At 36.3% G+C, this 15053-nt stretch carries 13 protein-coding genes; 7 read left to right on the top strand and 6 right to left on the bottom strand.

The genetic code is table 11. The features are described 5' to 3' along the window. Nucleotides 1–243: 243 nt before the first annotated feature. Nucleotides 244–2148 (top strand): bifunctional diguanylate cyclase/phosphodiesterase, encoded by a 1905-nt coding sequence (locus tag Q5N69_RS14270; RefSeq protein ID WP_304369745.1) that lies wholly within the window; start codon nucleotides 244–246, stop codon nucleotides 2146–2148. Between the two features lie 104 nt (nucleotides 2149–2252). On the opposite strand, the gene trpA is transcribed toward Q5N69_RS14270, so the two are convergent. From trpA to Q5N69_RS14240, 6 genes are read right to left on the bottom strand one after another with little or no spacing between them, the layout of a single operon-like run. Then, nucleotides 2253–3083, bottom strand: coding sequence for a tryptophan synthase subunit alpha (gene trpA / locus Q5N69_RS14265; protein WP_304369697.1), 831 nt, complete (start codon nucleotides 3081–3083; stop codon nucleotides 2253–2255). Continuing rightward, nucleotides 3083–4306: a tryptophan synthase subunit beta gene (gene trpB / locus Q5N69_RS14260; protein WP_304369694.1), complete on the bottom strand. Its 1224-nt coding sequence runs from the start codon at nucleotides 4304–4306 to the stop codon at nucleotides 3083–3085. The genes trpA and trpB overlap by 1 nt, the downstream gene beginning before the upstream one ends. 2 nt (nucleotides 4307–4308) lie before the next feature. Continuing rightward, nucleotides 4309–5712, bottom strand: a complete 1404-nt coding sequence (trpCF, locus tag Q5N69_RS14255; protein ID WP_304369693.1) for a bifunctional indole-3-glycerol-phosphate synthase TrpC/phosphoribosylanthranilate isomerase TrpF — start codon at nucleotides 5710–5712, stop codon at nucleotides 4309–4311. Between the two features lies 1 nt (nucleotide 5713). Further along, on the bottom strand, nucleotides 5714–6745 hold the full coding sequence (gene trpD, locus Q5N69_RS14250) for an anthranilate phosphoribosyltransferase (RefSeq protein ID WP_304369691.1): 1032 nt from the start codon (nucleotides 6743–6745) through the stop codon (nucleotides 5714–5716). 17 nt (nucleotides 6746–6762) lie between these two features. After that, nucleotides 6763–7401 carry an aminodeoxychorismate/anthranilate synthase component II gene (locus Q5N69_RS14245; RefSeq protein ID WP_304369690.1) on the bottom strand — a complete coding sequence of 213 codons (639 nt, stop codon included), beginning with the start codon at nucleotides 7399–7401 and terminating at the stop codon, nucleotides 6763–6765. Then, nucleotides 7401–9050: an anthranilate synthase component 1 gene (locus Q5N69_RS14240; RefSeq protein ID WP_304369743.1), complete on the bottom strand. Its 1650-nt coding sequence runs from the start codon at nucleotides 9048–9050 to the stop codon at nucleotides 7401–7403. The genes Q5N69_RS14245 and Q5N69_RS14240 overlap by 1 nt, the downstream gene beginning before the upstream one ends. 349 nt (nucleotides 9051–9399) lie before the next feature. Between Q5N69_RS14240 and Q5N69_RS14235 the strand changes: the two genes are divergently transcribed. The 6 genes from Q5N69_RS14235 (at nucleotide 9400) to rnd (ending at nucleotide 14949) form a co-directional block, all read left to right on the top strand. After that, a complete protein-coding gene (locus tag Q5N69_RS14235; RefSeq protein ID WP_304369689.1) occupies nucleotides 9400–10305 on the top strand; it encodes a PHP domain-containing protein in 906 nt (301 codons plus the stop codon). Nucleotides 10306–10328: 23 nt separating this feature from the next. Beyond that, on the top strand, nucleotides 10329–10949 hold the full coding sequence (locus tag Q5N69_RS14230) for an L-threonylcarbamoyladenylate synthase (RefSeq protein ID WP_304369688.1): 621 nt from the start codon (nucleotides 10329–10331) through the stop codon (nucleotides 10947–10949). A gap of 59 nt (nucleotides 10950–11008) precedes the next feature. Continuing rightward, nucleotides 11009–11815 carry a ScpA family protein gene (locus Q5N69_RS14225; RefSeq protein WP_304369686.1) on the top strand — a complete coding sequence of 269 codons (807 nt, stop codon included), beginning with the start codon at nucleotides 11009–11011 and terminating at the stop codon, nucleotides 11813–11815. Nucleotides 11816–11886: 71 nt separating this feature from the next. Then, nucleotides 11887–12456, top strand: coding sequence for an SMC-Scp complex subunit ScpB (scpB, locus tag Q5N69_RS14220; RefSeq protein WP_304369685.1), 570 nt, complete (start codon nucleotides 11887–11889; stop codon nucleotides 12454–12456). Between the two features lie 107 nt (nucleotides 12457–12563). Beyond that, entirely contained in the window at nucleotides 12564–13421 is an 858-nt protein-coding gene (rluB, locus tag Q5N69_RS14215; RefSeq protein WP_304369742.1) for a 23S rRNA pseudouridine(2605) synthase RluB, read from the top strand. A 373-nt stretch (nucleotides 13422–13794) separates the two neighbouring features. Continuing rightward, nucleotides 13795–14949, top strand: coding sequence for a ribonuclease D (rnd, locus tag Q5N69_RS14210; RefSeq protein ID WP_304369683.1), 1155 nt, complete (start codon nucleotides 13795–13797; stop codon nucleotides 14947–14949). Nucleotides 14950–15053 lie beyond the last annotated feature (104 nt).

The following is a 15053-nucleotide window of genomic DNA, read 5'->3' as shown; positions in this document are numbered from 1 at the left end:
TATTATCTTATTATTATTGTATTCATTATGGTACTCTTGATAATTATCGCAAGTGTAGTGTTTTAAACTTAATACTTGAAACATTATTATTGATTTAAAAAAGCAGTTTTAAATTGGTATTGTTTATCAATGGATTGGGTGTATATGTTTTTTGTTTTTGTTCTGAATAATTAAATATTCAAACAAAGTGTTAAAAATAGAAAGGATGTAGCTTTGACAAACGTAAGAACTAAGTTTTGGAAAATGCTAGGCTTACTAGCAATGATCTTCGTTATATTTATTTATGTATTATTTGTAACTGAACTCACAAAAGCTGTTAAATCACCTGTTTTTAATTATCCTGATGAAGCTTTTATTTTAACACAAGAAACTTCTTTAAATACTACTGATAACCTTATCAGTACCGCTTTGTTATTACCTTTAAAAAAACAAGGTGATCAATTACTTATTGCTTTACATAACACCAAAGAACCTAACCTCGTTGTGCCTTTAAGAAATGTAACCTTCATTGTATTACTTGGCTTACTCTTTCCTGTTGCTGCCTTTATTATTATCTCTTGTGTGGTTTATACCTTAGCTATTAATTATCAAAGAAGTAAATTAGACAAAATTTTAATGCCAATGTGCACTCAGGCAGAAGAGTTGATTGTAACTTTTGGTAGTAAAAGTCGAGGAAAAAAATCCTATTCTGCTTTATCTCAACTTAATATATATATTGAAGATCTTTCTAAATACGCAAGGATTTATCAAATTAACGCAGAGCAAAGTGCTTTTTGCGACAAACTAACTTCTTTAATCAACCGACATAAGTTTTTAGAACATATTAATGAACAGATTGCTATCGCTGATGAAACGAAAACGCGGTGTGGTTTATTATTTATAGATTTAGATGGTTTTAAACAAGTGAATGACTCCTTCGGCCATTCATTTGGAGATGAAGTCCTCATTCAAGTAGCAGAACGTTTAAAAAGTGTCGTTCGCAGTCAAAACTTAAACTATAGTAATAACGAAGAAGACAAAGAATATAATCTTTCCCGTTTAGGCGGAGATGAGTTTACGTTATTTATACAGAATATTGACGATCCTGAAGTGCCTGTAAATATTGCTAACCATGTATTAAAAGAGTTAGAACGAGATTTTGTTTTAGGTAACAAATTGGTGAAGATAAGTGCCAGTATTGGTATTGCTGTTTACCCTGATAGCGCTAATAGTCCTGAAGCACTTGTTCAGATGGCTGATGTTGCTATGTACCGAGCAAAGAAAGAAGGGCGAGGAATTTATCGTATTTACTCTCCTGAAATGGGCAGTAAACTTAGGCGTTATCATTATCTGTTAGAAGAAATGAGGTTAGGGATTGTTTCAAATAGTTTCTTCTTATCTTTTCAACCCATTATCCATGTTGATGGTTGTGCTATTAGTTATTTTGAAGCCTTGGTTAGATGGCAACATCCGATTGAAGGTATAATTTCCCCTGCAGAGTTTATTCCAATTGCTGAAGACTCAAATCAAATCTTAATTTTAGGTGACTGGATCCTTAATGAAGCTTGTCGTCAAATGTCTGCTTGGAATCATGCGGGAATGACTAAAACTAAAATATCTGTCAATGTGTCAGGTGTACAATTAAAACATCGCCCAATTTATGATTGGATTATGGACGCATTAAATAAATCAGGTCTACCTCCAACATCTCTTATGCTAGAAATAACAGAGTCGTGTTTTATAGATATTTCTGAAAATATTATTTATGAATTAGAAAAATTAAGAAAAGAAGGGATTTACATTGCGATTGATGATTTCGGCACTGGTTTTAGTTCACTTTCAGTTTTAGCCACATTACCTGTTGATGTATTGAAAATAGATCGCATGTTTGTTTCAGAGGCTAGCCATGATGAAAAATATCGTAAAATATTAAAATCTATCGTTGAATTATCTCAACGTCTAGAGTTGAAGGTTGTCGCTGAAGGTATTGAAGAAATAATCCAATTAGAGTTGCTGAAATCTTTAGGTGTTGTTTATATCCAAGGATATTTAATTAGTCGTCCTGAAAGCTCTAGAAATGTAGGGAACAAAGTTTTAAAACAGGGTATGAATCATCTATCACACATGGGAACAGGTACTTGGGCTCCTTCAAGTTCTCACATTATTTAATATTAATACTCAGTAAAAAGTAAAAGAAAAGGCACTTTATGTTTAATAAAGTGCCTTTTTATTTGATTATAGCCATTTACAGTAAGCTATTTATGAAGAGTACATTAAGCTTTTGTAGCTGCTTTCATACTGCTAATAAAACTCGATAACTCGGAGTTCATTGCAGCATAATCCTCGAGATTATTTTCGATTATTTTCACTACAGCTGAGCCACTTATTGCGCCAACAGCACCCGCTAGAAGTGCTTCTTTTACTTGTTCTGGTGCTGAAATACCAAAGCCCAATATAGGTGGAGCAGCTTTGTATTTAGCTAATGTTTCAATTAAAGCATTAGCAGGCATAGCAGCTTTAGTCTCAGAACCAGTAACGCCAGCTCTACTTAATACATAAGTGTAACCTGAACCGTTTTCAGCCACATGTTGCAGGCTTTCTTCACTTGCATTAGGTGGAGCAATAAATATTTGAGCAATACCATGTTTAAGAGCCGCAGCTTTAAATGGTGCACACTCTCTGATTGGTAAATCTGCAATTAACACAGAATCAACGCCTGCTTGTGCCATATCACTGTAAAATTTGTCTAAACCACGAGCAAAAATCAAGTTACCGTAAAGTAATAACCCAATAGGAATATTAGGGGCATATTCACGTATCTTTGTGATGATCTCGATACAGGTTTCAGTTGTAGTACCTGACTTAATGGCTCGTAAAGCAGCCATTTGGATCGTAATACCATCAGCACTAGGGTCTGAAAAAGGAACACCTAATTCAAGTGCATCGGCACCAGCATCGATAAGTGTTTTAATAACTTCAAAAGATTGCTCAGCATTTGGATCGCCAATAGTAACAAAAGGAATAAAAGCGCCTTCATTTTTAGCTTTAAGATCGGCAAAGCATTGATCGTAACGATAACCCGCATTGTTAGTTGATTGTGTCATTACGCTTCTCCCTTTTGAGCTTCTAAAACTGTATGTACGTGTGCTAAATCTTTATCACCACGACCTGATAAGTTTACTAAGATAATAGTTTCTTCTGTTACTGCATCTGCCATTTTAAGGGCATGGGCAAGAGCGTGCGAAGATTCTAAAGCAGGAATGATACCTTCGTTCATAGCTAATGCTTGAAAAGCTTCTAATGCTTCATCATCGTTAATTGGTACATATTGAGCACGACCACTATCTTTAAGGAATGCATGTTGAGGACCAACAGCGGGGTAGTCTAAACCTGCTGAAATAGAGTAACTTTCTTCTATTTGTCCGTTATCGTCTTGCATAATGTAAGTGTAGTTACCATGTAACATACCTTTAGTACCTGCTACTAATGTTGCGCCGTGATGATGAGTATTTACACCTTTACCGCCTGCTTCAACACCAATCAGTTTTACGTCTTTATCTTCAATGAAATCGTTAAACATACCAATAGCGTTAGAACCGCCACCAATACAAGCCACAACGTAATCAGGTAATCTACCTTCTTCTTCTAAAAGTTGAGCTTTCGCTTCTTCGCCAATCATTTTCTGAAATTCACGAACAATTGTTGGGAATGGATGAGGACCTGCTGCAGTACCTAAAAGGTAATGAGCGTCTTCATAGTTAGCTGACCAATCGCGAAGTGCTTCGTTTACTGCATCTTTTAATGTGCCGCTGCCAGCAGTAACAGGAATAACAGTTGCGCCCATTAGTTCCATTCTAAATACGTTAGGTTGTTGACGTTCACAATCAACAGCACCCATATAAACTCTACATTTTAAACCTAATAATGAACAGGCTATTGCTGTCGCTACACCGTGTTGACCTGCACCAGTTTCAGCGATTATTTCTGTTTTACCCATGCGTTTAGCAAGTAAAGCTTGCCCTAAAACCTGATTAGTTTTGTGTGCACCGCCATGTAATAAATCTTCACGCTTTAAGTAAATTTTAGCTAAAGGATTTTTAACTAAATTTCTACAAAGTGTTAAAGGCGTAGGTCGTCCCGCGTAGCTTGTAAGTAATTTATTAAATTCGGCTAAGAAAGCTTCATCAGTTTGTGAAGCAATAAATTCTTGTTCTAGTTGTTCAAGTGCTGGTACTAATAATTCACCAACAAACATACCGCCAAATTCACCGAAGTAGGCTGGTAATGATTTTTTTACTTTAGTTTCTGTACTTGTATTAGTCGTCATTTTTAATAGTTCCGTATTTGTGCGAAAACTTGTGTTAACTTTTCGCTACATTTAATGCCGGGGCTTGCTTCAACACCAGAGTTGAGGTCTAAGCCAAAAAGGTCGTACTCAGTCATTAGATTGACTGCTTGCGTAATATTTTCATTGTTTAAACCGCCTGCTAAAAAGCAGTTTGATAAGTCTTGCTCACTTTCAGCTAACCCTTGCCAGTTAAACGTTTCACCACTGCCTGCATTTTTACCGTCTAAAACATTATGTTGAACGTTCTTTAATGATAATTCAGGTACGGTTGAATCTACGCTTTGTGCTTTCCATATTTCACAAGCTACAGCGCCATTATCATTTAATAAAGCTTGCAACTTATTGATGTAACCTTGATCTTCTTTACCGTGTAATTGAACTGCGTGTAGAACCAGCTCTTTAGCTAAATTTGCTACTTCTTCAATATCATGATTAACAAAAACACCAACATAATTAAGTGATGTTTCTTCGGTAACAATGGCTTTGGCTTGTTTAGGTGTTATGTAACGTGGTGATTTCTCGGCAAAGATTAATCCACCGTACACTGCTCCGGCGTCGCTTGCCGCTGTTGCAAATTCAGGAGCTGTTAAACCACATACTTTGTTATTACCTAAAATAAGTTTTCTGCAAGCAAGGTCAATATCTTCTTCAGCCATAACTGAACTACCCACTAGAAAGCCGTCTACGGCAGGGGCAAGCTCTCTTACTTGAGCATTGGTATAAATACCTGATTCTGAGATAACTATTCTGTCATCAGGAATTGTTGGAGCATAATCAAATGTACGAGATATATCCGTAGAAAGATCACGTAGGTTACGATTATTTATACCAATAAGTTTGGCGCCTAAGGCAATCGCTCTGTCACGTTCTTCATCGGTAGATATTTCTGTTAAAATAGCTAAGTTGTATTGTTCTGCAACGGCGGCTAGTTCTTTGTATTCATCATCAGACAAAACACTTAACATCAGTAAGATAGCATCAGCACCATAATAACGAGCTAAGTAGACTTGGTATGTGTCTACAAAAAAATCTTTATTAAGTACAGGGCACTTAACTGTATTGGTAACAATTTTCAGGTATTCGTGTGTACCTTGGAAATATTTTTCGTCTGTTAATACTGAGATAGCTGCTGCATATTTATCGTATATTGTACAAATCTCTTTTACATCAAAATCTTCACGAATAAGACCTTTAGATGGAGATGCTTTTTTACATTCTAAAATAAAGCCCGCTTCAGGATTTTCAGCTGAACGCGTTAGTGCTTTGTACATGTCTTTAGTTGTAGGAACAAGTGAGTCAATAAATGACGCTAGTGGTAAGCTTTTCTTTAATTCTTCAACCGTAACTCGTTTATCTATTACAATTTTTTCTAAAATATTTGCCATGCTATTTCTCAGCCTTTAATTCTTTATTTGAAACACTAACTAAGGTGGTTAGTGTGTTAAATGCTTCGCCTGACGCTAAAACGTTTCTAGCCATAACTGCCGCATCTTTCAAGTTATCTGCTTTGTCGTGTAAATATAATAATGCGGCACAGTTAATAATAACGGCATCATTATGAGCTGGTAAGCCATCGCCTTTTAAAATGCTTTTTATATAACCCGCATTTTCTTCAGGTGTTCCACCTTTTATGTCATCAAGGGTATAGCGCGATAAACCAAAGTCTTCAGGAGAAATGGTCTTCTCTACCATTGTGCCATTGGCTATTTCAATAAGCTGTGTTTCACCATGTAAGGCTATTTCATCTAAACCGCTACCGTGAACAACCCAAGCGCGTTTAACACCTGTTAATAGTAAACTTTGTGCAATTACAGGTAATAATTCAGGTGTATAAACACCGAGTAACATGGTTGATGGAAAAGCGGGGTTAACCAAAGGACCTAAAATATTAAACAAGGTTCTTATGCCCATAGCTTTACGCACGGGACCAGCATACTTAAAACCTGGGTGATAGGCGGGTGCATATAAAAAACATAAGTTAGCTTGTTCAAGACATTCGCTAGCAGTTGCAGGCGACATAGATAAATTAACACCTAAGGCCTCAAGTAAATCTGCAGATCCCGACATGCTCGATACACTTCGGTTTCCATGCTTTGCCATTTTTAAACCACAAGCTGCAGCAAGAATAGCAGCAGTAGTTGAAATGTTGATGGTATTTGCACCATCACCACCTGTGCCTACACAATCTGCTACTTCACTGGTTTGTTTTGGAAATGCTGTAGCACAAGCTCGAACCGCAATGGCAGCGCCTGCAATTTCTTCAGGGCTTTCACCTTTAATTTTCAACGCTGTAAGAACTGAAGCTAATAAAGACGGATCAACATTACCATTGAATGTATCAGTAAAAAATTGTTCTGCGCTTTGCTGACTTAATGACTCTCCATCAACCAAAGCCTGTAATAGGTTATTTTTCGACATAATAAACTCCAGAATTCCTATACTGTTTTTTGTTGATGTAAATGGGTTAAGTGCTTCAATGTTTGTGCTAATAAATGGCTGCCGTAAGTTGTTAATATAGACTCTGGGTGAAATTGAAATCCTAACGCGGCATCTCGTGAATGCTGAACAGCCATAGGTAAAACTACATTTTTGTCAGTCGTAAATTGAGCTATCATTTCTATATTATCTGGCATCTCAGTCGCTACTAGCGAGTGATAACGAGCTACAGGTAATGGATTAGAAATATTTAAAAATGCGCCTTCACCCGTATGCTGAACATTCGATGATTTGCCATGTACAATTTCAGGTGCGCGACCAATAACACCACCATAATGTTGAATAAGTGCTTGGTGTCCTAAACAAATTCCTAAAATAGGGAATTTACCCACAGTTTTTGATATTAACTCCATCAAACAGCCTGCTTGGGTTGGTGTGCCAGGGCCTGGAGATAAAACTAAAATAACACCTTGGGCATTATTCTTAGCTTCATTATTCAGTTGTTCAATAATGTAATCAGCTGGCAGTGTATTACGGTAAATTAGTGGTTCGTAACCTAAACATTTAAATTCATCGACTAAGTTATAAGTAAAAGAATCTAGGTTATCAAGCATGATGATCTTAGGTAAAGTTGACATTATTTACCCTCCTTTACTTGATCCGCTGTAGGCAGTTGTTCTGAAGTGACAACTGAACTCTCTAATAAGAATTCCATATTTTCTGCTACTTTTATCGCATTAATCACAGCTTGTGCTTTTTGTTTGGTTTCGTTGGCTTCTGATTGTGGATCTGAGTCGTAAACAACGCCAGCTCCTGCTTGAACTTGTGCAACACCGTTACTAACAAAAGCTGAACGGATAACAATACAAGTATCCATTTCACCTTTACCAGTTAAGTAGCCAACGGCACCGCCATAACTTCCGCGGCGTTTACCTTCAATATTTCTAATTAATTCTGTGGCTTTTACTTTAGGTGCGCCTGAAAGGGTACCCATATTCATACATGATTGATAAGCATGCAGAGCATCTAAATCTAAGTCTAATGTGCCACATACGCGTGAAACTAAATGCATCACATGCGAATATCGATCAACTTTTAATAAGTCGGCTACATGGCGAGTACCTGGTTGGCTTACGCGCGCGATATCGTTACGAGCTAAATCCACCAACATAATATGTTCAGCTAATTCTTTTTTATCTAAATGTAAATCAAGCTCTAAGCGACTATCTAAATCAGGAGAAAAGCTACCATCAGGGTTAAATCCGCGTGGTCTTGTACCTGCAATAGGGTATATCTCAACTTGACGATTTTTATGTTGATATTTTAAAGCTGATTCTGGTGAAGCGCCAAACATACAAAAGTCGCTGTCTTTTAAATAAAACATGTATGGGCTTGGATTACTTTGTTTTAACGATTTATAAGCGTTAAGAGTTTCAGAACAAGGTAAATTAAAAGAGCGAGAAGGAACAACTTGGAAAATATCGCCGGCTTTAATGTTTTCTTTCAACTGATTTACATTGGCACAAAACTGCTCGTCTGAAATATCGGTATGAACTTCAAGTTCAATACGATTAGATGTTTTTTCAGTTTGGTGTGCAGTATGGTTTTGCTTTAATAAGGTTTTTAATTCGGAGATACGAGCTCTGATCGTTTTATTGCTTTGCTCAACATCAGTACCAGAAAATACATTGCCGATAATTTCTGAAGTTTGTTCTTCATGATCAATAACAATCAATGTTTCGGCTAGGTAGTAAACAAAGTCAGGACAGGTGTTTTCACCTTCAGCAACGTCAGGCAGTTTTTCACTCATCGACATCATGTCAAAAGCAAATGCGCCACCTAGAAATACCGAAAAATCATGAAGTTCATCAGCTAGTGCTGGCGTTAAGTCATTGAACAAACGCAAACATTGAAAAGGGTTAATTGCTAACAAGCGAGACTTTTCATCAAGCTGTTGGGTAACTTCAGGGAAAATAGCAATTAATTGGTTTGCTGATGTAGTGAGTTCAGCGTGTTCCTTTAATGCCTGTTTGGCAAAAGCTAAGGCTGATATACCGTTATCAGTTAAAGCCGTAAAGGTTACTGTATTGCCATTACACACCATTTTTAATGCGGCGTGAGTGAGCAGTAGACTTTTTAGTTGATGTTTTTTATCAACTTCAGCTGATTCTAGAAGAATGTTGTGATTATTATCACCACAAATTTTATGGTAAACCGCTAAAGGATCAGCTTGATAATTTGCGCTATCCGTTAAGGTATGTACCTGACCAATCGTTGATGTTGTCATGATTTTTTGGGTATTCATTTTTGTTCCTAGTATTCTAATTTATAAGGGGGGTGTCATCCAGCGTAAATGGGCAAAAGCCACCATATAAACCAACTTTTAACTTTAACTATTATCATTTTAATCTCTATTTTCTAAATGCGTAAAACGTAAAAAACCCGCTTAGGTAAGCAGGTTTTTTGGAATATATTTTTCTGTATAATTTACATACAAACAATCGCCATAACCTACTTATGTAGAATTATGCCACCACCAAATTAATAAAATAGTTTGTTTTGTTTGTATCATTATCTTCGTCATCTCAGTAAACTTGCACTCAGGCAAAATAAAATCCTCTATAGAAGAACCCATTATGGATGTTATGTCAACCATAGAATCTAAAGACTTTTCAAATTTACGCATTGATTTACATAGCCATACTAAATTTTCTGATGGGGGATTAACTCCTCAAGAGCTTATAGAAAGGGCGACTAACTTCCAAATCGATGTTTTAGCCATTACCGACCACGATACGGTATCGGCCTTAGATATTGCAAATAGTTATATAAGCGAAAAAAAATACGCGTTAAATTTAATCAACGGTATTGAAATATCTACAGCATGGCAAGGTTTTGAAATACATATTGTCGGTTTAAATATAGACAGAACAAATCCTGAGTTACTTAAGCTTATTGAAAATCAACAAATTGCTCGGGAAAGTAGAGCAATTAGTATGGGCGAGAAACTTGCTAAATGTGGTTTTGAAGGTATTTACGATAAAGCTAAAGCCTTAGCTAATGGTGGCTCTTTAACTCGTGCTCATTTTGCCAAAGTATTATTACAACAAGGTAGCATTTCTAAAATGCAGGCGGCTTTTGATAAATATATAGGTAAAGGTAAGCGTGCCTATGTGAAACCTAACTGGTGTACTATTGAAGAAGCTATAACTGCGATTCATCAAGCTGGTGGCACAGCTGTTATGGCGCATCCTGTAAGATATGACTTATCAACAAAATGGCTTAGACGTTTAGTTATTCAATTTAAACAAGAAGGCGGCGACGGTTTAGAGATTGTTCTGCCACAAATGAGTAACGACCAACGACAATTAATGCTAAGCTTTTGTTTAGAATATGATTTGCATGCTTCAATGGGATCTGACTTTCATCATCCGCATAACAAATGGAGCGATTTAGGGCGTAACTTACGTATGCCCAAAAAAGCACTTCCTATTTGGTCTTTATGGCCAGAGAAACTGCAATCTGAAATGCTAAGCCGTTAAACTACAAAAGAATGGAGTAATTTATGAGTCAATTTTTTTATGTTCATCCTGATAATCCACAGGGTCGTTTAATGAAGCAAGCAGCAGCTATGATCCATGACGGAGCTGTTGTTGTGTATCCAACAGATTCTGGTTACGCCATAGGTTGTCACATGGGTGATAAAAAAGCCTTAGAGCGTATCTGTAATATAAGAAATTTAGAGAAAAGCCATAACTTTACGCTTATATGTCGTGATTTGTCGCAATTGTCTGAATATACTCGTGTAGATAATAGTGCATACCGACTACTTAAAAGTAACACGCCAGGGCCTTATACTTTTGTTTTTAAAGGCTCTAAAGAAGTACCTAAACGTTTATTAAATCCAAAACGTAAAACTATTGGTATTCGTGTACCTGACAATAATATTGCTCAAGCTTTATTGGCTGAAGTAAAAGAACCTATTATGTCGACCACTTTGATTATGCCTGGTGAGAGTAGAGCGGAGTTTGATCCTGAACACATTCGCGATCTTTTAGAGCATCAAGTAGACCTTATTATTAATGGCGGTCATTTAGGGGAACATCCTACTACGGTTGTAGATTTCTCTGATGGAGATATTACAATCATTCGAGTAGGTGAAGGCGATCCAAGTCCTTTTGAATAAAGCTCACATTAGTGGATTAACTTTTGCAGAAAACTAGCACAAAGATAAACGACGGGAAAATGGTCCAACAGGTTCTACCTTTGGCCATGATCCACGGTGAAGCTTATAACGATAAGCCTATTGATTTATTTATTCCGCCAGACGCCCTCGAAATTATTTTAGAGTCTTTTGAAGGGCCTTTAGATTTACTCTTGTACTTAATTCGTAAACAAAAATTTAATATTTTAGATTTACCAATAGCCCCCATTACCAAGCAATACATGGTTTATGTCGACTTGATGAAAGACATTAAATTAGAGTTAGCTGCTGAATATCTGGTAATGGCGGCGATATTAGCTGAAATTAAATCAAGATTATTATTGCCTAAACAAACAGTAGAGGATTCTGAAGAAGATCCTCGAGCAGAACTGGTTAGGCGTTTACAAGAATATGAAATAGTAAAACATGCCGCTAACGAGCTAGATCAATTACCACGTTTAGACCGAGATGTTTTTATAGCTAATGCTAATGTGCCTGATAACTTTCAACCAAGAACAATCGATGCGGATGTTGATTTATCTGACTTGGTTGGCGCATTACAAGATATTATGAAAAGAACAAAAGCACTGGAACATCATTATATTCAAAAAGAAGCTTTATCAACCCGTGAACGTATGACTTATATTCTCAACCAATTACGTAATGTTGAAGCAAACAATCCTTATATTGAATTTAGTAAACTGTTCGATATTAAAGAAGGGCGTCATGGTGTTGTGGTTACTTTCCTCGCTATTTTAGAATTACTCAAAGACTCATTAATCGAATGTATTCAGGCACAAGTCTTCGGGCCTATTCAAGTTTCACTAAAGTCACAAGAAGCTGTTTAAATTATGATGGTAAATAACCAGATTTCATCTATTCGCAGCAACAAACTTAATCACTTAAGGTGGTTTAGCTAATGGCTTTATTAAATGATGAACAACTTAAATGTTTGATTGAAGCTGCATTTTTTGTTGCTGCCAAACCTTTGTCAGTTCAATTACTGAAAAAAACAGTATTAGAACAGCACAATGTATCTAATAAGCGTATAATTACTCAAATTAATGAACTACGTGCTCATTATCAAAATAGAGGCATTGAATTAGTTAAGGTTGCATCAGGTTATCGTTTTCAAGCAGTAGCCAAATTTAGCAACGAACTCGCCAACTTATTTAAAGAGCGAGCACCAAGATATTCAAGAGCACTATTAGAAACACTATCGTTAATTGCTTATAAACAACCCATAACACGTGGTGCAATTGAAGATATTAGAGGCGTTGCTGTGAGCAGCGCCATCATGAAAACTTTATTAGAAAGAAATTGGATAGATATAGTAGGGTATAAAGAAGTTCCTGGTAGACCAGCATTATATGCGACTACCCAAGTATTTCTTGATTATTTCTCACTTGAAACATTAAGTGATTTACCTGAACCGCTTTCTATTGAAAAAGTACCGTTAACTGAATTTACATTATCTGACGATGCTTAATATTATTAAGCTGAACATTTGAGATAATAGATTCAACTATTTGAGACAGCAGCGTAGCAAAAATGCCATGCATTATTTGTAAAGTTACTGACGAACGAGAATTAAAAATGTCTGAAAAACTACAGAAAGTCTTAGCCCGAGCGGGTAAAGGTTCACGTCGAGAACTAGAAACCTTTATTAGCGCTGGTCGTATTACCGTAAATGGCAAGGTGGCCTACTTAGGTGACCGTGTTGAGGGTAACGAACAAATTAAAATAGATGGTCATCTTGTTAGCATTAAAGCTAAAGAAGACGATTTATGTCGTGTTCTAATGTACAACAAACCTGAAGGGGAAATGTGTACACGTAAAGATCCTGAAGGTCGTCCAACCGTATTTGATCGTTTACCACCACTACAAGATGGTCGTTGGGTTGCTGTAGGTCGTTTAGATATTAACACCTCTGGTATGTTGCTATTCACCACTGATGGTGAGTTAGCCAGCCGATTAATGCATCCATCACAAAAAGTAGAACGTGAATACGCAGTACGTGTATTTGGTGAAGTAAACGAAGCAATGCTACAAACCTTGCGTGCAGGTGTTAAATTGGAAGATGGCCCAGCTAAATTCCAAAAAATCACTTATCGTGGTGGTGAAGGGCGAAATCATTGGTTCCATGTAGTACTTTCTGAAGGTAGAAACCGTGAAGTAAGACGTTTATGGGAAAGCCAAGAAGTCCAAGTTAGTCGTTTGATCCGTGTAAGATATGGCGATATGGAAATGAAGCGTCAGTTACCTTTAGGTGGTTGGACTGAATTACCATTAAAAGATGTGAACTACTACCGTAAGCTTGTTAATTTACCTGTGGAAACACAAAGTAAAGTTAAAGTTGACGAAAAGGCAATGGATAACGCAAAAAGTCGTCGTATTCGTCGCTCAGTTAAAAAACATCAAACCAGACAGCAAGCGATTCGTCGTCGTAAGTAACCTGAAAACAGGATAATCAATTATGCCTACTATTGTTATTTAACCGTCTATCTGCGTTGATTTTATTACTAATAGCCAGCTATTAGTACATAAAACCGTCGTGTTATACGGGCTAAATCCCAACATTAGGAATAAAGTAAATGATATTTTTTAGTGAAATCATATAGTCTTATTTTAAAGTTATATGAATCAATAAATTACAAAATTCATTATCCAGAGTTCAGGTTAAGTAAAACTCTGTAGGCGTTTATTAAGTTGTCATAAATTTCTGTCATCATTAATAAACGTCATCAATCAGTGTTATTATCGTCTAACACCCAATTGATTAATTCATGCTAAGTCATCAAAACGTTAATTACTATCAAGGTTTTCCGTGGAAAAAATAACAAAAAGACAGTACGTTCAAGATTATTCTACTCTGGTTGAATTGTGTAATATATTAGAAAAATCGACATATTTAGCAATAGATACTGAATTTGTTCGTACTCGAACCCTTTATCCTAAGTTAGGTCTTTTACAGGTTAGCGATGGCGAAATTATTGCGTTAATTGATCCTGTTACCATAGATGATTTATCACCTTTTTGGTCGTTAATGACTAATGAAAATATTTGTAAAGTACTTCATGCATGTTCTGAAGATTTAGAAGTATTTTTAACTGCAGCCAACTGTAAACCCGTTAACTTAATTGATAGCCAAATTATGATGGCGTTTTTAGGTCATGGATTATCATTGGGTTATGCCGCAACCGTTCAACATTTTACAGGTGTTGAGTTAGACAAGTCAGAATCAAGAACTGATTGGATCAAACGCCCGTTAACTGAACGCCAAAAAACCTATGCCGAAGCTGATGTTGAATACTTACATCAAATATTTCCTAAAATTCTAGAGCTTGTTAAAGAGTCTGGCTGGTTAGAGGCTGCCCAACAAGAAACCCAATTAATGATAGATCGTAAGTTTTCACCTATTGATGACAGCTTAATGTACCTAAACATCAAAATGAATTGGAAGTTAAATGCTGAACAACTTAATGCCTTAAAATATTTAGCTTCATGGCGTTATCAACAAGCTCAAAAAAGAGATATGCCACTAGGCTTTATTGCTAAAGATCATACATTAATTGCCATAGCCCAAAGAAACCCAATAAGTGTTGGTGCTATGTTAGGTATTGAAGGTATCGAAGTTTTAGACATTAAGCACAAGGGTAAAGCCATGTTGCAGGTACTAAACCAGGCAAATAAAGTACCTGAAAGCGAATATCCACAAGTTATTATTCGTTTAGATGAATATCCTGCTTATAAGCAAATCTTCAAACATGTAAAAACCTTTGTTGCAGCAGCAGCTAAAGACGCTAATTTGTTACCTGAAAACTTAGCGTCTAAAAAACAAATCAATCAATTTCTTAGTTGGCATTTCAAAATTAATAACGCAGAGAATGATATAAGCGCTGTTGATATTTTAAATGGCTGGCGTTTAGAATTGTTTGGCGAAAAATTAAAAGCTTTTGCTAATAATAACTTTAAGTCTTAAGGTTATTTTAGTTACAAATACACACATTGTTTACGCTAAATAACATGAAAGCGAGTTATTTGGCGTGTTATATTCTTAATGTAAAAAATTTTATTATCCATAAA

This window comes from Pseudocolwellia sp. AS88 (assembly GCF_030551755.1).
GTDB lineage: Bacteria > Pseudomonadota > Gammaproteobacteria > Enterobacterales > Alteromonadaceae > Pseudocolwellia.
The sequence above is the reverse complement of the archived record's forward strand: the minus strand, read 5'-3'. Positions and strand labels throughout refer to the sequence as shown.